This is a genomic window from Streptantibioticus ferralitis, from assembly GCF_029223525.1.
Taxonomy (GTDB): domain Bacteria; phylum Actinomycetota; class Actinomycetes; order Streptomycetales; family Streptomycetaceae; genus Streptantibioticus_A; species Streptantibioticus_A ferralitis.
Window position 1 is genome coordinate 452,704 of sequence record NZ_JARHTQ010000003.1, and the last position, 21,419, is coordinate 474,122.

The following is a 21,419-nucleotide window of genomic DNA, read 5'->3' on the forward strand; positions in this document are numbered from 1 at the left end:
TCAGACTCCAGCGGGCGTAGGGGTGTCGGCGGCGGGCAGGTCAGCGGGGGCGGCGAGGTGGCCCATGACCGCGGTAGCGGCCGCGACCTGCGGCGACACCAGGTGCGTACGGCCGCCCTTGCCCTGCCGGCCCTCGAAGTTGCGGTTGGAGGTGGACGCCGAGCGCTCACCCGGGGCCAGCTGGTCGGGGTTCATGCCCAGACACATCGAGCAGCCCGCATGCCGCCACTCAGCCCCGGCCTCCTTGAACACCACATCCAGGCCCTCGGAGACGGCCTGCAGACCGACCCGAGCGGAGCCCGGGACGACCAGCATCCGTACACCGTCGGCGACTTTGCGGTCCTTCAGGATCGCGCCGACGGCGCGCAGGTCCTCGATGCGGCCGTTGGTGCACGAGCCTACGAAGACGGTGTCCACCTTGATGGAGCGCAGCGGCTGCCCGGCCTCCAACCCCATGTATTCCAGGGCCCTTTCGGCGGCGAGGCGCTCCGAAGCGTCGTCGTACGAAGCCGGGTCGGGCACGGAGGTCGAAAGCGGTGCGCCCTGGCCGGGATTGGTGCCCCAGGTGACGAACGGCGACAGCTCGTCGGCCTTGATGACGACCTCGGCGTCAAAGACGGCGTCCTCGTCCGTCCGCAGGGTCCTCCAGTAGCCCACCGCCGCGTCCCAATCGGCGCCCTCGGGCGCGTGCGGGCGGCCCTTGAGGTACGCGAAGGTGGTCTCATCCGGGGCGATCACGCCCGCACGGGCCCCGGCCTCGATGGACATGTTGCAGATGGTCATCCGCGCCTCCATCGAGAGCTTTTCGATGGCGGAGCCGCGGTACTCCAGGATGTAGCCCTGGCCGCCGCCCGTACTGATCCTGGCGATGATCGCCAGGATCAGGTCCTTGGCGGTGACGCCCTCGGGCAGCTCGCCCTCGACGGTGATGGCCATGGTCTTCGGGCGTGCCATCGGCAGCGTCTGAGTGGCCAGCACGTGCTCCACCTGTGAGGTGCCGATGCCGAACGCCAGCGCGCCGAAGGCACCGTGCGTAGAGGTGTGCGAGTCACCGCAGACGACGGTCGTACCCGGCTGGGTCAGACCCAGCTGCGGGCCCACGACATGCACGACACCCTGTTCGACGTCGCCCAGCGGGTGCAGGCGCACCCCGAACTCGGCGCAGTTCTTGCGCAGTGTCTCCAGCTGGGCGCGGGAGACCGGGTCGGCGATGGGCTTGTCGATGTCGAGGGTCGGGGTGTTGTGGTCCTCGGTCGCGATGGTCAGGTCGAGTCGGCGCACCCGGCGCCCGCTCTTGCGGAGGCCATCGAAGGCCTGCGGGCTGGTCACCTCGTGCAGCAGGTGCAGATCGATGTAGAGGAGGTCGGGCTCGCCCTCAACGCGCCGGACGACATGGTCGTCCCAGACCTTCTCCGCGAGTGTCCTACCCATCGCTTTCCCTCCGGCCGGGACTGTCCCCGCAATTCGAGGCTCCGAAAGATTTCCTATCGCCAGCCAAAATATGTGGGGGCGTCCCCGCTGCGTCCTTTTCGAGTCCTTTCCTCGTCCTCGCCGGCAGTCGCGTACGCGCATATGGTTTTTCCGGCGCTTGCGCCTGTCCAATACGCGGTGCGAGGATCCAGGCCATGCGGACAACACAACTCGTCGAAACAATAGAGTCCGAGGGTTTTCTGCTTCTCTCGGCCGCGCGCAGGGCAGGATGGGACGCGGCCGTGCCGAGCTGTCCGGGATGGTCCATGAGGGACCTTGTCGGTCATCAAGCGAATGTTCATCGCTGGGCCGACGAGTATGTCCGTGGGGGAATCACTCATCCGCGTCCTCTTCCCGACGCCCGGCTCGGGGACGATGAGCTGGCGGCCTGGTTCGAGGGGGGACTACGTCGTCTGGTGGCCTCCCTGCACGCCGCTGACGACAGGCTGCTGGCCTGGGAGTTTCTTCCCGGGGCCACCAATCCCCGCGCCTTCTGGGCACGCCGTCAGGCGCATGAGACAACCATCCACCGGGTGGACGCCGAGTTGGCCGGCGGAGGGCTGTTGTCACCCATAGCACCCGACCTCGCCATGGACGGCATCGATGAAATTCTGACGGGCTGGCACGGCCGTCCCCGATCGCTGCTGCGCGCCGAGAAGCCCGCCGTTCTCCTCGTACAAGCCGCAGAAGGGCGGGAATGGACCATGCACCTGAGTGCCGCTGCCCCCCGGACCGTGCGCGAGGCCACCGAAACGTGGGACTGCCGGATCAGTGGGTCGGCGCAAGATGTTTATCGCGCACTCTGGAACAGGCAGTCGTACACCGAAAACGGGCTGAAGTTGGAGGGAGATGAGCAATTGATGGCGTTGTGGCGCAACAAGTCGCCGATTCTCTGAGACGAAGTCGACAATGGGCAGGGGGTGGAATGAGTGGTGTGTGTCTTTGCGGGACTCGCAAAGACACACACCACTCTGTACCCTTCAGAGGGCCTCGTCCGGCGAGGTGACCAGGGGGCGGCGGTCATCGCGGTTCTGGTCCACAGGCTCGCTCTGCCGGGTGGCCGGTCTCGCCTGCTTGTGGAACCGGTCCAGCAAGGGGCCCGTCATGACGGTGGTCACGATCGCCATCGTGACCATCGCGGTGAACAGTTGGCCGTCCAGGACGCCAAGCCCCAGACCGACGTTCAGGATGACCAGCTCCGTCAGTCCGCGGGCGTTCATCAGCACGCCCAGCACGGTGGCCTCCTGCCCGGTAGCGCCCGTCAGACCGGCTGCGCCCGCCGCACCGAGGAACTTCCCCGCGCACGCCACGACGAGTACTGCCAATAGGATGAGTGCCCCGTGCCCCCCGAGGCCGCCGAGGTTCACGGACAGGCCCGTGACGACGAAGAAGACCGGCAGTAACAGCAGGCTGGCCTGCTCGATGCGCTCGGGAACCTCGGGTGCGCCGGCGTCGACCTCGGCCCGAGGTGCCACGGCTCCGAAGGCGAACGCCCCGAACACCGCGTGCAATCCGATGGCCTCGGTCGCCCAGGCGCTCAGCAGCAGGCCCACGACCAGTAAGGCGTGAGTGACCAGGGCGCCGGACCACGGGCGCGCCGGAGCCAAGGCCCAGACCAGGGCCGGTCGGACGAGCCAGACCAGCCCGGCCAGCAACGCGACGGAGGCGAGCGCCATCCGGACCAGGGGCCAGTGACCGGTGCTGTTGGCGAGCGCGACGACCACCGCGAGGATGACCCAGGCGAGGACGTCCTGAATCGCCGCGCAAGCCACCGCAATGGCCCCCACCCGATCCTTCTGTAGGCCGCGTTCGCCGATGATCCGAGCCAGCACCGGGAACGCGGTGATGGACATCGCCGCCCCGAGGAACAGGGCCGGCGCCAGCACACCGTCCGTCTTCATCTGCGAACGCTCGAACCACGGGGCCAGCAGCACGGCGAGTCCGGCGCCCAAGGCGAACGGCAGGGCGACGGAGCTGAGCGACACGGCCGTGATCCGCAGCCCGTGGTGGCGCACATGAGAGGCGTCGAACTGGTAGCCGACACCGAACATGAAGAGGACCAGCCCGAGTTGGGACAGGACCTGTAGGAAGGGCCTGACGTCCGGGGGAAAGAACACGTCGACCAGGTCGCCCGGCAGCAGGCCCAGCACGCTGGGCCCCAGGACGACACCGGCGACGATCTCGCCGACGACGACCGGCTGCCGTAGGCGCTGGGCGAGCTTGGCGAACACCAACGCGGCGGCGATGACCAGCGCCAGCGCGCTCAGCAGACCCGCCGTGGCTCCGGGCGAGGGCCCGGCGGCAATGGTGTGTGATCCCAAGGGTCCGACTCTCCCATTCGAAGGGGGGAAGAAGGGGGGAAGAACGACGGCTGCGACGGCCGGGGGTGGACGACCGGCTAGCGCGCGCCCGAGCCGGCCGTGGGCGATCCGGACCGCAGGCGGCCAGCCAGCGCCTTGCGGTCGACCTTGCCGTTGGGGTTCAGCGGGAATGCCTCGAGCGCGACGAATTGCTGAGGCACCATGTTCCGCGGCACGGTGTCGAGCAGGTCGCGACGGAGCGCACGCTCGTCGAACCGGTCCCTGGCCGGGATCACCAGGGCGACCAGGCGCGTGTCCTCCCGCCCCGAACCCACCGGTACGACGACCGCGTCGCGGACGTCCTGGTGACGGCGCACGGCATGCTCGACGTCGCCGAGGTCGATGCGCATGCCGCGGATCTTCACTTGGTGGTCCAGGCGCCCGACGACGACGAGTTCGCCCGACTCCGTCGTGTAGCCCTGGTCACCGGTGCGGTAGAGCCGTACGTCGCCACCGTCCCGCTGGACGGTGACGAACCTGGCCTGGGCCTCGGGACCGGCGTTGAGGTAACCGGCCCCGACACTGATCCCGGAGATACAGATCTCCCCGACCTCGCCGTCTGGCACCTTCTGGAGGTCGCCGTCAAGGATGTGGATCTCGGTGTTGTAGACCGGAGATCCTGCCGGCATCGGCCCCTCGGCGTAGGACTCGTAGTCCACCATACGGTGCGAGGAGGCGACATCCGTGCACTCGGCCACGCCGTACTGGTGCAGCAGCAGGCACTGGTTGCCCTCGCGGGTGGCCCATTCCGCGACCCGGGCGGCGGACATGGGCTCACCTCCGATGAAGACGTAGCGCAGCCCGGTCAGTACCTCGGTGCCCCGGTCCATCTCCCGTTCGACCAGCAGGTACAGGGTGCTCGGGGCGCAGTGCAGGGTCCGCACCCCCAGCTCGCCGATCAGCCGGTAGGCGAGGCTCACGTCGAAACTCCGGCTGGGCAGCAGATGCAGTGGCGCACCGGTGAACAGGGGGGTCATGAGGCTGCGCTGGCTGATGTCGAACCCGAACGAGCTGACGAGCAGGTTGCCCGACTCGTGGTCCAGGCTGTATTCGAGGGTTAGCCAGTTGAGCAGATTGTACCAGCCCTCGTGGCGCACCGCGGTGGCCTTGGGCGTCCCCGTGGAGCCCGAGGTGAAGACCACATAACACAGATCGCTGGAGTCGATCTCCACGGAAGGTGCCGTCGCGGGGAAGGCCCCCAGCCCGAGCGCGGGGTCGCCCATGTCGACGACCTTGCCGGGGGCCCCGGCCACGAGCGGGAGCGTGTCCGCGCCGACCGCCACCACGTTCATCCGGGGGAGCTGGGAGATCATCAGCCGCAGGCGCTCGTGCGGATAGGACGGGTCCAGCGGTACGTAGGCGGCGCCGGCCTTCAGCACGCCCAGGATGGTGGCCACGAGTTCGCTCGAGCGGTCGATGCACACTCCGACGACCGAGCCACGCGCGACGCCGATCGAGGCCAGGTAGTGGGCCACCTGGTTGGCCCGTGCGTTGAGTTGGCCGTACGTCAGGCGCTCCTCACCGCAGGTGAGAGCCAGCCGCTCAGGGTGCCGGGCGGCATGCGACTCGAAGACGCGATGCGCGATGCGCTCCTGTGGCAAGGGGACCTGCGTGCTTGTCAAGACCATGTGGTGTTCCTTGTCGGATCGATGACTGCTAGTCGTCCCGGTCCACCGGGGCTGAGGTCAGCGGCTGTTCGTGCCCTTGCCGTGGACGCGGTTGATGCCGGTCAGGACGGCGGAGGCGGCGGCCGTCGCGGGATCCGGGTGCAGGCCGGCTGAGTAGACGGTTTCGCCGGCGTACGTGAGGTGGGCGTACACGGCGGTGCGGTTGTCAGGGGTCTGGTGCGTGGTCTGCCCGTGCAGGGTCACCTCGTGGCCGCCGGCCTGGAGCGCCTTGACGGTGGCGGTGACGGGGTCGTCACCGGTGCCGGTGAGGTGGGTCTCCTCGCCGTCGGGTCCGACGAGGAAGAGCTGGAGAGTGGTGCTGCGGGAACTGGTCTGCTCTGCGGCCGATTCCTTCAGCAGCAGCCAGGGCCGCGGCTCCAGATAGGTTTCGGTGAAGGCCTCCCACAGGTGGCGGGAGGTTAGCTCGGTACCGGTGTGGTCGGTGATGGCCTGAACCGCGTGGGCGAACTCGATCCGCATCGGGCGGGGCAGATCCAGGCCGTAGTGCGTCTTGAGCACTTGGGCGATACCGCCCTTGCCGGACTGGCTGTTGACGCGGACGACGGATTCATAGGTCCGGCCGACGTCCTTCGGGTCGATGGGCAGGTAGGGCACCTGCCAGGGCAGGCGGCGCGGGTTGGTGTCACCGCCCCGGGCCTGTTCGTCAAGGGCGGCCAGGCCCTTGCCGATGGCGTCCTGGTGAGTACCTGAGAACGCGGTGTACACCAGGTCACCGGCGTAGGGATGGCGGGCGTGGACGGGCATCTGGTTGCACTCCTCGACGGTGCGGCGCACGCTGTCGATGTCGGAGAAGTCCAGTTGCGGTTCGACGCCGTGGCTGAACAGGTTCAGGGCGAGAGTGGCCAGGCAGACGTTGCCGGTCCGCTCGCCGTTTCCGAAGAGGGTGCCCTCGACGCGGTCGGCGCCGGCCATCAGGGCGAGTTCGGCGGAGGCGACCGCCGTGCCGCGGTCGTTGTGCGGGTGGACGGAGAGGATCACTGACGCACGGCGGTCGAGGCTGCGGGACATCCACTCGACCTGGTCTGCGAAGATGTTCGGGGTATCCGTCTCGACGGTGGTCGGCAGGTTCAGGGTGACCGGGCGATCCGGGGCGGCATCCCAGGTGGCGAGGACCGCGTTGGACACCTCGAGCGCGAACTCCGGCTCGGTGACGTTGAACGTTTCCGGGGAGAACTCATAACGCATCGCGGCGCCCGGCATCGCGTCCGCCAGCCGGGCCACTTGGCGCGCGGCGTCGAGCGTGAAGCCCTTCAGCTCCCCCGCAGACATCTGGAAGACCACCTCGCGCCACAGGCACGCGGTGGCCAGGCACAGGTGCACTACCGCACGCCGTACTCCCCGTAGGGCCTCGAAGGTCCGCTCGATCAGTTCCGGGCGGGCCGGGGTGAACACCACGATCGTCACGTCGTCGGGCACCCGGTCCTGGCGGATCAGGTCCCGCACGAAGGAGAACTCCGCCTCGCTGGCCGCCGGATAACCGACCTCGATCTCCTTGAACCCCAGCTTGACGAGCAGGTCGAACATCCGACGCTTCCGTGCGGCGTCCATCGGGTTGGCCAGCGCCTGGTTGCCGTCCCGCAGGTCCACCGACGCCCACAGCGGAGCATGCCGGATCACGTGCTCCGGCCAGGTCCGGTCCGCCAGTCCGCCGGGGACCCGGTCCACCGCCCGGCCGTACCGTTCGAACGGCATCCCCGAACCACGCTGTGCATTCCACCACGGTTGCCCCGTCGCCCGTGTCCCGTCACCCGTACCCCACGTACCTGCCCCGGCCATACGCGATCAGCCTCCTTGAGCATTCCCCTGGCTCGAAAATCAACCCGTTGACCGTCACCCCCCGCGTCCTCATTGCGTCCTCGCGCCATCCTCATCCCGTCTCACGCAGCCGCTCCACAGAAAGAGCGGGGCCGCAGCACAAGGCGCCCACCGCACCGGCCGGGCAACTCGCGTGCCCCGGCGGACCGCCTGGCAGCACGTCACCGTCGAACTATGTGAATCGGCCATCTTTGCAAACTCCGGTACCGCTGAGCACACTTCGGATGTTTGCTTGGCGGCGTTGCCCCAGGAGCCCTGCTGCCTGCGGCATCTCACTTGTTGAAAAGGTCCTTACGAAGTTTCCACGGCGAAAGGTAGGCTCACCGGGGCGACTTCTGAGCAGTGTTCGCTGACTGTTTCTCACTGGCCTGATGACGCGGGGGCGTAGAGATGGAATTTCGCATTTTGGGACCGCTTGAGGTCTACGTCGGCAGTGAACGTTTTGACGTATCAGGCGCCAAGCGCCAAGCAGTTCTTGGGGCCCTCTTGCTGGCCAGTGCAGCGCCGGTCTCGATCGACCGGCTGATAGACACCGTATGGGGACCGGAAACCCCTGCGACCGCCGTCAAGCAGATACGCAACGCCACATCCGATCTGCGCCGTCTCCACCCCCGGCTCGCCGAGAACCTGCGGCTGGCGGGTGATGGGTACCAACTGGCGCTGGACGGCTGCCGCGTGGATGCCGCCACGTTCCCCCGCCGTGTCGTCGAGGCCCGGAAGCTGCTGGCAGAAGGGCGTACCGAGCAGGCGCTCGGCGGACTGCGGTCCGCCCTGTCCCTCTGGCGCGGCCCCGTCCTCGGAGGTCTCGACAGGCCCGCGCTGCAGGCCCAGATCGCGGCGCTCAACGAACTGCGGTTGGTGACCATGGAGCAGCGCGTGGAATTGGAACTTGAGGTGGAAAACCACCAGTCGCTGCTCGGGGAACTTTCTGCCTGGGTGGCCGAGCATCCCCTTCGGGAACGGCTGGTGGCGCAGTTCATGCTCGCGCTGCACCGCTCCGGCGCGCAGGCCAGGGCGCTCACGGTTTTCGAACAGACCCGCAGGACCCTCAAGGAGGAACTCGGAGTCAGCCCCGGGGTGGAGATGCAGGAAGCCCACCGCTGCATTCTCCGGGGAGTTCAGCCGGCTTCCCGGAAGAAAAGCCTGCTGCTTGGGCGCAGCAATCTGCCGCCCCGCTCCCTGCATTTCACCGGCCGGGCCCGGGAGCAGCGGGTCATGGACGAGGCCGGCCGAATATCGCAGACGAAGAGTCGGCCCCTCAGGTCTGCCCCGGTGGTCATCGCGATCGACGGAATGGCGGGAATCGGAAAGACCACTCTCGCCCTGCATGCCGCGCATCAATTGACGCCCTTCTATCCGGATGCTCAGTTGTTCGTCGATATGCAGGCCTTCGCCATGGCCGACCGCCCCCGAGACCCGGGCACCGCTCTGGGGATACTCCTTTCCGGGCTGGGCGTGCCACCCGAGCACATTCCCCGCCGTATGGACGAAAGGGTCGCCGTGTGGCGTCGGCTGCTCGCCGACCGCCGGGCGTTGATCGTCCTCGACAACGTGACGGACACCAACCAGACGCTCCCCCTGCTGCCCACCGCGCCCGGTTGCCTCACCGTGGTGACCAGCCGCAACCGGCTCACGAGCCTCATGACGACCCGCCATCTGACCCTGCCGGAGATGTCCCATTCCGAGGGGCGGGCACTCTTCGGCAAGATCGTCGGGGACGAGCGTCCGCTGCGGGAGCCGGCGGCCGTGGAGTACATCGTCGACCTCTGCGGCGGCCTTCCTCTGGCGATCCGGCTCGCCGCGGCCAAACTCCGCCATCGCCCCTCCTGGTCCGCCTCACACCTGGCCTCCCGGCTCGGCGTAGGCTGGCAGTGGATGGCCACCCTGGAAGCGGAGGGGGGCGGTATCGCCGAGGTGTTCCGCCAGTCGTACGAGGGCCTCGACGCCGCCCAGCAGCGCATCTTCCGCCTGCTCGGACAGGTGCCCGCCGATCGGATTGAGGCCCGCAACATGGCGGCACTCGCTGGCCTTTCGGTGGTCCACACCGACCGGCTTCTCGAATCGCTGGTCGACGCCCATCTGTTGAGCGCCTCCGGGCCCGCGTGTTATGGCATTCACGGGTTGATCCATGCCTATGCCGCCCAACTCGCGGGCGCAACACACGAGACGCACGTGGAGCGCGCCGAGGTGTGCCTCGCAGCCGTTTCCGGGGTGGGAAGCGAAATATGACTTCGCCATGTTCCGGACTTCGACGGTGCCGTGTAACGCCGGCCACGTCAGTGGGACAGCCCATCGGTATCAGGGATGACCTTCAGCCTCGATCTTGTATGAGGTCCGTCAGCTTGCTGACGAACCTTTTCCGCTCGTTCAGGGCGGAGATTTCTGGCGGGTGGGCAGGGCGGTGGCCCGACTGTCGTGTCGGGCGGGCGCCGGATTCCACGGCTCCGGGGCGGTGGATGCATGTCGGGATAGTGTGTTGTCGCTGGTCAGTCGGGTTTCGGTAGGAGATGCAGTCGCTCCAATGCGCCGGTGATCACGGCTGCCCAAGGCCATTGACAGGCCGGGCGAAGGATGCGGCGATGGCCGCTTGTCCGGAGTTGGCGGCGGCGGAGAAGAGCCGTAGCCGCAGGCGCTTGGGTTCCCAGCGGCGGGCTGGTCCGGTCAGGGCGAGCATCGGCATCCAGGCCGGCAGGTCGCGCGATCTGGACGATCTCCAGCCAGAGCTGGTTCTGCGCGGCTTGGTGGAGGGGCAAGTCGCGCAGGCCGGTGTCGCGGGCGGCGCGGATGCGCTCCTCGGCGCATGCGCGCTGGCGGCGCCGTATCCGTGATCGGACCGCCCGCGGTGTTGGTGGCGAAGCAGGTGATGCGTATCCCATCGGTATCGGTGATCCGCAACTGGGCGCTGGGGTGGGGCCGTTCCTTGCGGACGATCAGCCGCATCCCTGTCGGCCAGTCCGTCAGGGCGGTCTCCGGTGAGTTCGGCGACCCAGGCGCCGTCGCGGCTCTCGTCCCACTCGACCGCAGGGGCCCGGCCGGGGCGGGGACCTTCAGCACGGCCTGGTGGATCTGTTCGGGGATGACCATGCCGACTGAGTAAGGCAGCCATCTGCCGTGGCGGGGTGCGCCAGTTGAGGAACTCATGGGTTCCGCTGCCGGAGTCGGTGCGGATCAGGGTCCGGCGTCCACGCCGGTACTTTTCGGCAGCTGGACCAGTACCAGGTGGGCGGGTTCGATGTGGTCGGCAGCGGTGTTGCTGCCCGCGTTGCCGGGCCGCAGCATGCCGGCGACCGGACTCCCCAGTGCCCTCGCGGCTGTGGTCGACGAACGCGAACAGCGGGTGGTGGCCGAACGTCTTCTTCCAGGTCGCGGTGGTCTGCTCCTTCTCCGAATGGGCCAGGACCAGCACCTCGTCAATGTCCACCACCGGCTCGCCGCCGGCATCGGGGGCCGCTTGCCGGGCCAACCGCCAGACCCGCTGGCTCGGGCACGCCGGATCGCCGTGAGCGCACGCGGCCCGGGTCCCAGCGAGGGTGTCGATGAGGTGCGAGACAGTCGGATCGGAGGTCACCGGACCAACACAGCGGGCTCGGCCCGCAGCAAGGACACATCGGCCAGGCAGTCCTCATCCAGGGCCACGGCCACCGCGACATCCAGCAGGATCTTGCCCGGATCGTGCACGGCCTGCTGCTGGCGCCGCGGCAGCAAAGCTGTCGATATCGCCTCACCCAGTCCAGCCCGGCGGGCTGTCTCCATCCGCAGTAACTCGCCAGCCTGCGAGAGCACCGCGGGGCCACCGCCCGCACAACGGACACACGGGTATGACTAGATGCGCATACTCACCTGGAAAGTGCCTCCCAAGGCGCGGGAACAAGGGCCTAGAAATCCCTCTTTCTCGCTGGTCAGAGGCGTTTTCGGATACCGGTCCACCTGGTGGACAACCCCTTCGTGAAAGCACGAGGTTTGACGCGCACCGCGCGTATTTCCCGCGGAGGCGATCCCACTGCGGTACAAGCTGGCGGGATCGCCCTAAGAGTCCCTCACCTGCGGACCGGGGACAGACACGGCGTACGCGCGAGCCGATGCAGGCTGCTCCGCCGAGCCGATGGCGCGATGAGGATCGCCCGAGGACAGGCCGAGGACGGCAGCGGCCACGATCGTGTTCGTGGTCCTGAGCAACAGGGCCGGTTCCGTCCGCTCGGTGCCGCAAGCTGCCGGGTGTGCCTTCCGGGGCAGGAACGAGAGGAAGCATGTGAGTGCACAGCATCTGACCGAGACGGACACCGGCCGGCCGGCGGTCCTCCCCTTGGTGCCCGGTGTCGTGGACGGCTTCATCACCGCGGTGACCGACACGGACGACAGCGTCTCCCTGCAGATCAGGATCAAGATCCCGGGCGTGGGCCCCGAGGGCTGCGACCGGATCGAGGTGATTCTCGACGCGGAGTACAAGGAGGCCCTCGCCCGCGTCCTGCTGTCCTCGAACGGACCGGCCGGCATCGTCGTCCACCACGTGGCGCTCATCCGGTGTTCGGTCGGCGTCGGTGCGCGGATACGCCCGGACGACTGAGACCACCGCCCTCCGCAGGCGCCGACCCGGGCCATGTCGCTCTCTCACGGAAGGGCTTGAGATGGAGACCCTCGAGACCGTGCTGACCAGGCGCAGCGTCAGCCGTCTCACCGAGCCTGCCCCTGACGACAGGGAACTGCTCACCCTCGTGGAAGCCGCGATGACCTGGCCGGACCACGGCTGGATGCTGCCGTGGCGCCTGCTCACCCCGCGTGGCGAGGAACGCGCCGAGTGTGGCAAGCGCTTGGCCGTGTGCTTTGGGAGACGACCCGTACGCCCGGGAGCGGGCCGCTGCCAAGCCGATGAGTGCGTTCCTGCTCATCGCCATCGTCTTCGCCCCGGCCGCCCGTACCGCGACTCCGCGCTGGGAGCAGCCGGCGTCCACGGCGGCCGCGATCCATACCCTGTCCCTGCTGCTGCACGACCGGGGCTATGCCTCCATCTGGCGCACCGGCCCCGCCACCCGGGACCGCGGAGTGCACGCACTTCGCCGGCTGTGTTACGACGAACCGCTGCTGGGTTGGCCGTACACGGGCATGGCCGTGGGGGTCCCGCCGCGGCGGCTGCCGGGCCCGAGGGCTCGGGTCCGCACGCTCACGCAGGTGGAGGCCCCTTACGCGAAGGTGGAGGCCTGTTGCTGACCAACACCTGTTCGGTTCCCCTCCGGCCCGTGCGGCCGTCGGCGAATCCCGGTCCCCGTCGGCCCCACCGATCCTCGCGCCCGAACGCCCTGACGGCGTCGCCCAGTTGAGCTTGGTGTGTGCGTCTCGGCAAGCCGAGCGGAGAGCACCACATCGAGTTCGTGCCCGGCCCGACGGCGCTGAGGGCCACCGGCCCTGCGCCGCGTCGTTCGCCGGCCCGGTCACGAGCACCCATCCCCGACGACACGAGAGGAGGAGTCAGCCATGAAGGTCACGCGCGTATACGAGGAAGGCCTCGTCAAGGAGTGGCACGGCAACGTCATCTGACGCCGGCCACGCTCACGCAGGCCGTGGCGGGGGGCACGCGTCCCCCCGCCACGGCACCACCCTGCCTCCAAGGACAGGAGACGCACGATGCTGCAACCAAGGATCAAGGAGTTTCTCCGGATCCACCAAGTGGAGGGAGAACCGCACCTCTACATCGGGATCGGTCCCGAGAAGGTGCAAATCTCAGATCCCACCGAGGAGATGATCTCCTTCACGCTCGCCCTCGACGGCTCGCTCACCTGCGGCGAGCTCCGCGCACGCTTCCCGGAGGCGGACGACTGGCTGGCGGCCCTCGACGCCCAAGGCGTTCTGGATGACGCGGCAGCCACGCCGACTCTCGACCCCGACGACCTCCGCCGCTGGAGCAGGCAGATCAACCACCTCCGGCTCTACGACCGTGAGGGCTGGGACGGTTACGAGGGCATGCGCCGACTGCGCGAGGCCCGCGTCGTGGTGATCGGGACCGGGGCGGGCGGAACGACCCTGTTGCGGCTGCTGAACGCGGCCGGGATCGGCACCCTGGAGGCGGTCGACTTCGACACTTTCGCCGAGGAGAACCTTCCGACGCACCCGACCTTCGACGAGCACGACGTCGGCGTCCCGAAACTGGAGGCGCTGCAGCACCACCTTGCCCTGCAGAACTCGCGCTCACGGTTCATCCCCCACCACACGCGCATCGAGTCCGCAGAGGACATCGTCAAGCTCGTCGACGGCGCGGACTTCTTCTTCAACGCTTACGACCGCCCACGCAACCAGGCGATCCGCTGGTCGAACGAGGCGAGCCTGCGGACGGGGGTGCCCTTCGGGCAGATCGGCATCACTGACAAGGGCGCCCGGGTGGGCCCCACCATGCTCCCCGGGCGTACACCGTGCATGGAGTGCGTCGGCATCCGCAATCTGAACATCCTGCGCCCAGAGAAGTCGGGCAGCCTCACCGGAACCCTGGTGGCCATGGTGGCGGGCATCGCCGTCAACGAGGTGATCGGCCTGGTGTCGGGAGCCAAGTCGACCTCCCGCACCGCAGGCAGGAGTCTGTACGTGAACACCGAGACGCTCACCTTTGACTTCACCGAGTTCTCCTTCCGTGCCGACTGCCCGTGCCAGAAGGGCCGGCCGCCACGGTGACGACGGCTGGACGCTCCTCGGAGCCGATCCCGGGCGAGGCGGACCGCACCGGGATCGCCTCGCTCGCCCGGTCCTGGCTGCCCACAGCCCTCGGCTCGTCCATGCTCGCCTGGGAGATCCCGCTGGTCGTGGCGATCGTCGGACGCATGCCCGGCGGCGCATCGGCGATGGCGGCGCTGGGCGCCGGGCTGTCGGTGCTGTTCGTGGTCAACTCCCCGGCCCTCGCGCTGGCCCCGGTGGTTGTCACCGAGTTGAGCAACCACGGTTCACGCGTCCTGCTACGGCGGGCCCTGGCAACGGGAGGGCTCGGCTGCGCCCTCCTAGTGGCGCTCGCGCTGCTGCCCGGCCTGTCGGCCGGATTCCCAACGCTCCTGGGCCTTCCGGCGGAGCTGCGGGCGGACTTCCGGACCTGCCTGCTGTCGTTCGCCTCCGCACCGCTCGCCGTGGCGGTGCGCCGCTTCCTCCACGGCCGCCTGATCGACAGCGACACCACACGACCCATCGCGGTGGCCACCGTCGCCCGCATCGGCGCCACCGTGATCGCGGGCCTCGGCCTGTGGCAGGCGGGCGTACCGGCCGGGGCGACCGGCGGGCTTGCTCTGTCCGTGGGAGCCTGGGCCGAGAGCGCCTGCCTGGCTCTGTTCGCCCGGCGGCTGGAACCGGTGCCGGCACCGGACGTACCGGGGGGAAGGATTCTCCCGCAGCACGCCCGGATCACCTCCAGCGTGCTGCTCAACATGAGCCCCGCACTGGTGACCACCATCGTGATCGCCCGGTCCGAGCAGGCTGGCGACTCCCTGGTCGTCTGGCCTGCGTTGTACGGGCTGGTGTCCCTGGGCACGGTGCCGCTGTCCGACCTTGACTCGGTCGGCGCCGCGTTCCTGAAACGGGCAGGCGCGCCGTGCCTGCTCATGCGGTTCACCGTCCTGCTCGCCGGCGTTCTGCTCGCGGTGTCCCTGCTGGTCGTCCTGACGCCACTGGCGCACCTGTACATCGCCGGGTTCAGCAACGTCCCGTCCGGCCCTGCGAACCTCGGACTGCGCTGGATGGCCGTACTCGTGGCCGCCCCGCCGCTGTGGGCTCTCCGCGGCCGACTACGCGCCGTGGCGATCGCCGGGGGGACCAGCCGGGCGCTGCCCCGGGCGGCGGCCGTACATCTCGCGGCCTTCCTCATGTTCGGCCTGCTGCTGCCGTTGAGTTCCCTGCCCGGGGTGGCCGACGCGGAACTGGCGCTGGTCGGCGCCCTGACCACCGAGACCCTGAGCCTGTGGGCGATGATCGGCAGGACGGCGCGTGCCCCGCTGCCGGTCTGACCCGGACGCGAGGCTCGCCCAGACAGCAGTGGTGGGACGAAGCTCCAGAACGAGCCAGATCCGCCCTGTTGCAGCAAGCCGCAGGATCGTCGCCGCCGTCCCCGAGATGACGGAGTTCTTCTCCAAGCGAGACCAACGGCACGGCGGGATGGACGGTCGCACAGCTCCCTACGCGGAGCATCCGCGACGACGTCGCGAGGTACGTCGGTGGCGTCTTCACCAGCGACGGGACGTGCAGCCATCTGTTTGCCGCCGCCTACGAAGCCGTCCATATGGCAAGTCGGATGAGCTTCGACGCCTCGGAACACGAAGGGTGCCCCGCTATTTCACACTGGGCCTGAAGCACGCTGCGGAGCCCGCCCGGATTGCCGCGACGCGTTGCACCAAGGAGGACATTGAGTCGCCGGAGGACGAGGTCAACGCGACGCTCGGGTAACTCGACATAGCGATGCATAGGCTGCGCGCCGCGCTGGGGGAAAGACCGCTAGCGAGGGCTGAACCTCCTCTGCCGAACGGCGCGGATCGGCGCGGATGCATCGATCGGCCCCCACGGCCCGCCGGCTTCGTGGACGGCTAACTGCCAATCCAGGGCGTCGGCTTGCGGCGGGAGGGTGTGGATTCCAGAATCTCCACTGGCTGTCGGCGTAGATGCTCATAGACCAGCGAGGCGTGGACGTCAGCCACGGACGGGTACTGGGCGATTCGGTCGAGGACGAAGTCCTCAAGGCGCTGCGGATCCTGCACGGCGACGAGCACTTGGAAGTCGCTGGTGACCGTCACTACGAAGACGTCCAGCACCTCGGGCAGCGGAAGCCCGAAGTGACGGAACGATTCAACCGCCTCCAGGTCGACCTCGGCGGCGTATCCCGCGATCCCCCTTGACTGTTGGAGGCTGCGCACCCGTTCGAGACAGGTCGAGTCGGCGATTCTGAGGGTGCGGGCGAGCTCACGATTGGAACGGCGCGCGTTCTTCTGCAGCTCTAGCAGTAAGCGCCGGTTGGTCTCGTCTAAATTCGGCATACCCGTCATCTTGCCGTCAGAATTTCGGCTCATCTGGAGGTCTTCGGAAGTTGTCGCCAAGCTGGGAGTCAGGTCCGGCAACGGGACAGACCACCCCGCTTGAGTGACGTATCCGTGCTCTGTCGCCGTGCACGGGACCGGCAGTTTCACAGGATGCGCAGGCAAGGAGAGGGTGTGCCGTACGAGAGAGACCGAGTCATCGTCGGCGTCAGTGGTTCGCCGACCGGCCTGTGGGCCCTGCAACGTAGCGCTCGGGAGGCCAGACGGGACGGCCGGGCGTTGATCGCGGTGCTGGCGTGGGAGCCGCCGGGAGGTGAGGGCCTGTACCGGAGGGCACCGTGTCCGCCACTGGCCGCCGAGTCGAGGAAGAAGGCGGCCGAGCGTCTGGACGTGCTCCTGAATGAGGCCTTCGGCGGTCATCCTCCAGGTGTGCGCACGGAGTTACGGACCCCGCGTGGCGAGCCGGGCTGGGTCCTGTGTGCGCTCGCCGACCGACCGGACGACCTGCTGGTGGTCGGGGGACGGCGGTGTCTGGCCCGCACATGGCGCGGCCGGGTCACCCGCCAGGTGCTGGCCGGCGCCCGTTGTCCGGTGCTCGTGGCGCCCGCGCCACTGGTGCCGCGGGAGGTGTCCCGCCAGTTGCGCCGCGCGGAGCCCGCCGATTTCGCGCTGCGTCCAGGCCACCGCACGGGCGGCACGGCGTAACAGCGTGGGTTTTCCCCCGATGCCAGCCGAAGGCCCGCGCTGGACGCGGGCGGTCCCCTCTTGCCGCCCGCATCCCAAAGCTTTCCCGGAAGACCCCGCCGTGTGGCCCCCATCTGGGCGGAGGCGAGCGACCCCGCGCCACGACGCGCAAAGCTGCGACCTGCGCCTCCGCGCCCGACCCCTCCGCACATATGGGCTGGTCGTGCGGTCAGACCCGTGACGTGTGAAGGCGCCCTGATCAAAAGGAAGATGACGCACCTGGCGAGGAGACGCGTCAGCTGATTGGGCCGTGCTTGGTCACGACCAGATCGCTTCCGGCTTCGTGTCCTTGGAAACGGGAATCGCCGGGCGCTCGACGTCCGTCTCGAAGATTGGCAGGTAGAGGCTGCCTGTCGAAGTGTGATCCGTTCACGCTCTCGGTGCCGAGAATCCACCCGGGAGGAAGTACCGGGTAAGCCGTCCTTGGCCAGGCCATCTGAAGACCACATTTGCCGATCACGGAGCGGGAAAGCGGCGCGAGCCCGGGAGCCGAGGTGGATGGCCCCTTCGGTGTCAGTGCCCCGTCAACGCGAAGCGTAGGTAGCGGGCATGGGACAGGGCGCGGCGGATGCGTCGGGCCTCAGCAAGGGAAGCGTTGACAGAGTCAAGGTCTGCTTGGGATTCCTGGATCTGGAGGGCGCGCTGTGCGAAGGCTTGGCGCTGCTGCTGTGCTAGACGCAGAGCGGCGGCGTCTTGGGCGGAGAGCCGGACGCGGCCGTCTTGGAGGCGCTGCTGTGCCTGGGCGCGTTGGGTTGCGGCATCGGCTTCCGCCTTGCGGCGCTCATCGCTGTGTTGCGCCCGACGGCGCTCGAAGTCGGATGTGATGGACTGGCGTCGAGCCGATGACAGCCGGATGGTGCACCGGGATTGCGCGGCGGAGATCTGCGCCTGCCGCCAGGCGTCGAGCGTGCGTGCCTTGGCGGCGCCGATGCCCTTGATATTCACCTCGCGGCCGCCGGTCTTCACGATCAGGGCAGTGGTGCTGGCGTATCCGCCGCTGTTGGTCGAAATCAAGCGGATACCGGTGAAGTCTGCGGCAGCGCTGATTCCATACATGGCGAGACTCCCCTTGAGCTTCTCGCCGATTCCCTGCAGTCGTGCCGTGGCTATGCGGGCTTTGCGCAACTCCTCCTGGACGAAGGTGGCCCGCTCGGTCGCGAGAGCTTGGTCCATGGCCGCCCTCAGCTCACCGTCCAGGGACGAGACCTTGCGGTCGATCGCGGCCCACTTCTTGATCTTGCCGCTGTCGGCGGCGGCTACCTCGCGCTGGTGGCGGTCGAGCAGCTCCTGCTGAGCCCGGGTGAGTTCTGCCTTGCGTTTGGTCTCGGCCGAGTCAAACTCCATACGCTGCCTGTGGAGTTCATTGGTCGCCTTGTCAGGGTGGGTGGCCTGCCAACGACGCTTCGTGAGCGCGCGCACGTGTTTGCGGAGCAGCCGGGTTTCGGAGCGTGTGCGGTGTGCGGCCCAGGTGAGGAAGGCGGTCGCGGTGAGCGGCAGCGGTAGCAGGAGGGAAGCAAGGACGCCAGCGGCGCAGAGAATGGCGGGCACGAACACGGTGATGGGCAGCAGCACTGCAGCTAGGACATCCAGGGCCCGGCGGCCCGTGAAACTGGTGGGCGGGGCATCCGGGTCTTCCGCGGGCGGTGCTGATGAGACCGGGGGCAGATGGCCGCTCATCCAACTTGGCAGAGTGCTGCCGTTGTCCGCGGAATGAGGTGCGGCGGAGGCCAGCGGGAGCGTCGGCGCGCTCACCGGGGCGGACGGAAGAGGCGGGAGCGCATCGAGCGGCTGCCAGGACAGGGAACGGACCTGGTCTGCGAGGTCCCGAACGGTCTGGTCTCGATGGGCGAGCAGAGCTGGGAAGCGGGAAGAGGCCGACGGGTTCTTGAAGTCGTCCTCGGCGAGGAGTAGGTATTCGCCGTGCCGTTCGTGGAGTTGCGCCCACAGTCTGGCGTCCGCCGCGACGGCCTTCAGCGCAAGGAAGATCACCCAGGCGGAGAACCGGTCCATGTGGGAGTCGAAGTCCTCATCGCCGCGGGCGGGGGACTGGTAGTTGCGGTGGCCCCTCTCCGTGCCCTCGCGGCCGGACAGGGCCGGCACGTACATGCCGTCGTAGTCCACTAGACGGAGGGTGCCGTCGTCGGCCACTAGCAGGTTGCCGTGTTGCAGGTCGCCGTGGGCTATGTCGTGCGCGACGAGATCGGCGGCCAGCTCGGAGAAGCGGTCCGCGAGCCGGGCGACGGCGGCGCTGTCGTGGTGGTGGGTGTCAAGCCACGCTGACAGCGTGACCGCTTCGACCCATTCCATCTTCAGCACGGGATACCGCTCGGCGCCAACCAAGATCGCGTCCGGCAGGTATTCGAAGCCCATCTTCCACGGCTGCGAGAGGGCTGTGGAGTCGAGTGTGACGAGCTGTTTGCTGATCGCCTCGTACCGCATCTCTTGGTCCGGGATATGCCGGGTGAAGCACTTGACGGCGTAGCGCCGCCCCGAGGCGGCGGAGGTGAGGGAGAAAACGCTGGCGAAGGCACCCGAGATCGCTTTTGGAGTGTGGATCTTGGTGAGCTCGGGAACCGCACCCTTCAACTCGGGGTGGCGGAAGCACAGATGGGTGTTCTGCATGGCCTCCGAGTACTCGCCACCGGTGGGGAACTGGCGGAACGGTCCGGCGGCAGCGGCCATACGTCACCTCCCTTCGACGTCGATGCGTACGACGGCGACGTCGTCATTGCGCAGCACTTGCTGTGACCGCAGGTCATCGAGCCAGGCGCCAAAGCCGTCGGTGTCGTGCGGGCCTCCGAACTCAAGGAGTTGGCGGAAGGCGTGAACGGGGTCCGGGGCGCCCAGGAACCAGGCGGCAAGGGCGTCGGACATCAGGAGCAGTCGGTCGCCCGGCTCGCAGACACCTGTGGTGAACCGGGTACGGGCACCGATCAGGCCGGTGTCGCGGTTCCGGCTGCCGAAGAGGTCGGGTACGGTGCCGAACTCCTCGGCACGCTCAACCGGGAATGACCGAATCAGCTTGTCGTCGCGGATGTGAAACATGCAGCTGTCGCCCAGCGCGGCCACCTGCCACTGCCACGTCTCAGTGGGAGAGTCCGGCCCGGGCGTGATCCTGAGCGTCAGCATGGTCGCGTACGCGCCTTCGGCCAGCTTGGCCTGCTCATACCACTTGAGGGGCCGACCGACTTCGGCACGGTCCCGGGTGTACTCCTCCAGCCATGGGTCCCACCGCTCCACCACCGCCGTCGCGAACTGCTCGTACACCGGGCCCGCGGTGAAGAAGTCGGCTTGCTCCAAGGCCCATTGGGCTGACTCGATGGCGAGTAGGTGTGCCCAGTCCTTCGCGAGGACACTCTCCGTCGCGCCGTCGCACACGCTTGCCGCGACCGGCCCGGTGATCAGGTCGTCGTGGGGCCGGTCCGGGAGCACGCAGACGGCGTCCTCGCACTCGAGTGCCGTGCTGCCGTGCTTGGGCGCGACGAGGTGGGTGATGTAGAGGCCGGGGGAGGTCACCGCAGTTCGGTGGCGCGAGTGCCGATGTCCAGGAACTGGACAACCGAGGTGATGTCGGCGTTGTAGACGAATCCGCGGGTGGTCTCGCTGACCTTCTGGCCCTGTGAAGCGGCGTAGGAGCGCATGTGGCTGGGAAGCGGGCTTGACATCTGGAAGAGGGTGCTGGCATGCGAGTCCGGAAGGTCCGCATCGGAATCGGGGAAGGAGACCGGTGAACCGCCCGAAGCCGAGACATGGAGGTTGAACAGCAGCGCGGTGCCGTCGGCGGTGGCATGGGCCGTGATGGAGTTCGCGGCCTCCACAGGGTCACCGTCCGTCGATTCGCCGTCGGTGAGATTGATGACGATGGGCGGGAAGCTGGCGGGGTAGCGCTCGGTCCATCCCGCTACAAGCGTCTCCGCGTATTTCAGTGCGCGGTTCATCGGCGTTCCACCATGGGCGACGGGGTCCATCCACAGGGGAAACTTGACACTCATCTCGACCAGGCCGCCTGCCCCGTCGGGGACCTTCTTCGTACGGTCGTCGACGCGTGCCGGATTGTCGGCGACCTCACTCAGCGGGACGAGATCGCGGCCAGTGAGCGCGCCGGCGAATGCCGAACCCACTGTCGCGCCGTAGCCGACTACGGCGACATGGAAGTAGTCGCGTACGCCCTCCTCCTTGGCGCACTTGACGGACAACTCGGTGAGCAGCCGGTTGATGGCGTCGGCGACCACGTCGGCCTTCTTCTGCGGCACCTCTCCACCGATCGGATCCGTCATCGAGGTGGACTGATCGACGAGGAACACGATGCATGTCGGGTTGGTGCGGCTGATCTCGGCCGTATATGCCATGTG

16 protein-coding genes and 1 pseudogene are annotated in these 21,419 nt (G+C 68.2%); 8 read left to right on the top strand and 9 right to left on the bottom strand.

The features are described from left to right. Nucleotides 1-1,431 carry a 3-isopropylmalate dehydratase large subunit gene (gene leuC / locus P2L57_RS07185; RefSeq protein WP_275810048.1) on the bottom strand — a complete coding sequence of 477 codons (1,431 nt, stop codon included), beginning with the start codon at nt 1,429-1,431 and terminating at the stop codon, nt 1-3. A 194-nt stretch (nt 1,432-1,625) separates the two neighbouring features. On the opposite strand from leuC, the gene P2L57_RS07190 reads away from it, so the two are divergent. Then, nucleotides 1,626-2,366, top strand: coding sequence for a maleylpyruvate isomerase family mycothiol-dependent enzyme (locus tag P2L57_RS07190; protein ID WP_275810050.1), 741 nt, complete (start codon nt 1,626-1,628; stop codon nt 2,364-2,366). A gap of 84 nt (nt 2,367-2,450) precedes the next feature. On the opposite strand, the gene P2L57_RS07195 is transcribed toward P2L57_RS07190, so the two are convergent. The 3 genes from P2L57_RS07195 to P2L57_RS07205 form a co-directional block, all read right to left on the bottom strand. Continuing rightward, on the bottom strand, nt 2,451-3,791 hold the full coding sequence (locus P2L57_RS07195; RefSeq protein WP_275810053.1) for a cation:proton antiporter: 1,341 nt from the start codon (nt 3,789-3,791) through the stop codon (nt 2,451-2,453). A gap of 77 nt (nt 3,792-3,868) precedes the next feature. Beyond that, on the bottom strand, nt 3,869-5,458 hold the full coding sequence (locus P2L57_RS07200) for an amino acid adenylation domain-containing protein (protein WP_275810056.1): 1,590 nt from the start codon (nt 5,456-5,458) through the stop codon (nt 3,869-3,871). A 57-nt stretch (nt 5,459-5,515) separates the two neighbouring features. After that, the gene (locus P2L57_RS07205; RefSeq protein WP_275810059.1) at nt 5,516-7,210 is read right to left on the bottom strand and encodes a 2-isopropylmalate synthase; all 1,695 of its coding nucleotides are present in this window, start codon (nt 7,208-7,210) and stop codon (nt 5,516-5,518) included. 609 nt (nt 7,211-7,819) lie between these two features. On the opposite strand from P2L57_RS07205, the gene P2L57_RS07210 reads away from it, so the two are divergent. After that, a complete protein-coding gene (locus tag P2L57_RS07210; RefSeq protein WP_275810062.1) occupies nt 7,820-9,562 on the top strand; it encodes an AfsR/SARP family transcriptional regulator in 1,743 nt (580 codons plus the stop codon). A 350-nt stretch (nt 9,563-9,912) separates the two neighbouring features. After that, nucleotides 9,913-10,161 carry a hypothetical protein gene (locus P2L57_RS40590; protein ID WP_372515639.1) on the top strand — a complete coding sequence of 83 codons (249 nt, stop codon included), beginning with the start codon at nt 9,913-9,915 and terminating at the stop codon, nt 10,159-10,161. A gap of 356 nt (nt 10,162-10,517) precedes the next feature. Here P2L57_RS40590 and P2L57_RS40595 read toward each other — a convergent pair. Next, nucleotides 10,518-11,086 (bottom strand): annotated as a pseudogene (locus P2L57_RS40595) (transposase); the annotation flags it as partial. Nucleotides 11,087-11,582: 496 nt separating this feature from the next. Between P2L57_RS40595 and P2L57_RS07220 the strand changes: the two are divergent. From P2L57_RS07220 to P2L57_RS07235, 4 genes are all read left to right on the top strand, one after another. Next, nucleotides 11,583-11,897 carry a hypothetical protein gene (locus P2L57_RS07220; protein WP_275810065.1) on the top strand — a complete coding sequence of 105 codons (315 nt, stop codon included), beginning with the start codon at nt 11,583-11,585 and terminating at the stop codon, nt 11,895-11,897. A gap of 233 nt (nt 11,898-12,130) precedes the next feature. Continuing rightward, the gene (locus tag P2L57_RS07225) at nt 12,131-12,538 is read left to right on the top strand and encodes a nitroreductase family protein (protein WP_275810068.1); all 408 of its coding nucleotides are present in this window, start codon (nt 12,131-12,133) and stop codon (nt 12,536-12,538) included. A gap of 414 nt (nt 12,539-12,952) precedes the next feature. After that, the gene (locus tag P2L57_RS07230) at nt 12,953-13,990 is read left to right on the top strand and encodes a HesA/MoeB/ThiF family protein (protein ID WP_275810071.1); all 1,038 of its coding nucleotides are present in this window, start codon (nt 12,953-12,955) and stop codon (nt 13,988-13,990) included. Continuing rightward, a complete protein-coding gene (locus tag P2L57_RS07235) occupies nt 13,987-15,303 on the top strand; it encodes a hypothetical protein (protein WP_275810074.1) in 1,317 nt (438 codons plus the stop codon). The genes P2L57_RS07230 and P2L57_RS07235 overlap by 4 nt, the downstream gene beginning before the upstream one ends. Before the next feature lie 573 nt (nt 15,304-15,876). Here the strand turns inward: P2L57_RS07235 and P2L57_RS07240 are convergent. After that, on the bottom strand, nt 15,877-16,323 hold the full coding sequence (locus P2L57_RS07240; RefSeq protein WP_275810077.1) for an Lrp/AsnC family transcriptional regulator: 447 nt from the start codon (nt 16,321-16,323) through the stop codon (nt 15,877-15,879). 174 nt (nt 16,324-16,497) lie between these two features. Here P2L57_RS07240 and P2L57_RS07245 point away from each other — a divergent pair, with 174 nt between their 5' ends. Further along, the gene (locus tag P2L57_RS07245; protein WP_275810080.1) at nt 16,498-17,028 is read left to right on the top strand and encodes a universal stress protein; all 531 of its coding nucleotides are present in this window, start codon (nt 16,498-16,500) and stop codon (nt 17,026-17,028) included. Nucleotides 17,029-17,580: 552 nt separating this feature from the next. Here the strand turns inward: P2L57_RS07245 and P2L57_RS07250 are convergent. The 3 genes from P2L57_RS07250 to P2L57_RS07260 are packed head-to-tail and all read right to left on the bottom strand — an operon-like array spanning nt 17,581 to nt 21,416. Then, a complete protein-coding gene (locus P2L57_RS07250; protein WP_275810082.1) occupies nt 17,581-19,749 on the bottom strand; it encodes a serine/threonine-protein kinase in 2,169 nt (722 codons plus the stop codon). A gap of 3 nt (nt 19,750-19,752) precedes the next feature. After that, nucleotides 19,753-20,583, bottom strand: a complete 831-nt coding sequence (locus tag P2L57_RS07255; protein ID WP_275810085.1) for a hypothetical protein — start codon at nt 20,581-20,583, stop codon at nt 19,753-19,755. Beyond that, the gene (locus tag P2L57_RS07260; protein ID WP_275810088.1) at nt 20,580-21,416 is read right to left on the bottom strand and encodes a vWA domain-containing protein; all 837 of its coding nucleotides are present in this window, start codon (nt 21,414-21,416) and stop codon (nt 20,580-20,582) included. Before P2L57_RS07260 ends, P2L57_RS07255 begins: the two co-directional genes overlap by 4 nt. Between the last annotated feature and the right edge of the window lie 3 nt (nt 21,417-21,419).

Bases quoted from the DNA above. Each gene is read 5' to 3' on its own strand.
- leuC (WP_275810048.1), bottom strand. From the start codon at position 1,431: ATGGGTAGGACACTCGCGGAGAAGGTCTGGGACGACCATGTCGTCCGG.
- P2L57_RS07205 (WP_275810059.1), bottom strand. From the start codon at position 7,210: ATGCCGTTCGAACGGTACGGCCGGGCGGTGGACCGGGTCCCCGGCGGA.
- P2L57_RS07230 (WP_275810071.1), top strand. From the start codon at position 12,953: ATGCTGCAACCAAGGATCAAGGAGTTTCTCCGGATCCACCAAGTGGAG.
- P2L57_RS07260 (WP_275810088.1), bottom strand. From the start codon at position 21,416: ATGGCATATACGGCCGAGATCAGCCGCACCAACCCGACATGCATCGTG.
- P2L57_RS07190 (WP_275810050.1), top strand. From the start codon at position 1,626: ATGCGGACAACACAACTCGTCGAAACAATAGAGTCCGAGGGTTTTCTG.
- P2L57_RS07250 (WP_275810082.1), bottom strand. From the start codon at position 19,749: ATGGCCGCTGCCGCCGGACCGTTCCGCCAGTTCCCCACCGGTGGCGAG.
- P2L57_RS07200 (WP_275810056.1), bottom strand. From the start codon at position 5,458: ATGGTCTTGACAAGCACGCAGGTCCCCTTGCCACAGGAGCGCATCGCG.
- P2L57_RS40590 (WP_372515639.1), top strand. From the start codon at position 9,913: ATGGCCGCTTGTCCGGAGTTGGCGGCGGCGGAGAAGAGCCGTAGCCGC.
- P2L57_RS07240 (WP_275810077.1), bottom strand. From the start codon at position 16,323: ATGCCGAATTTAGACGAGACCAACCGGCGCTTACTGCTAGAGCTGCAG.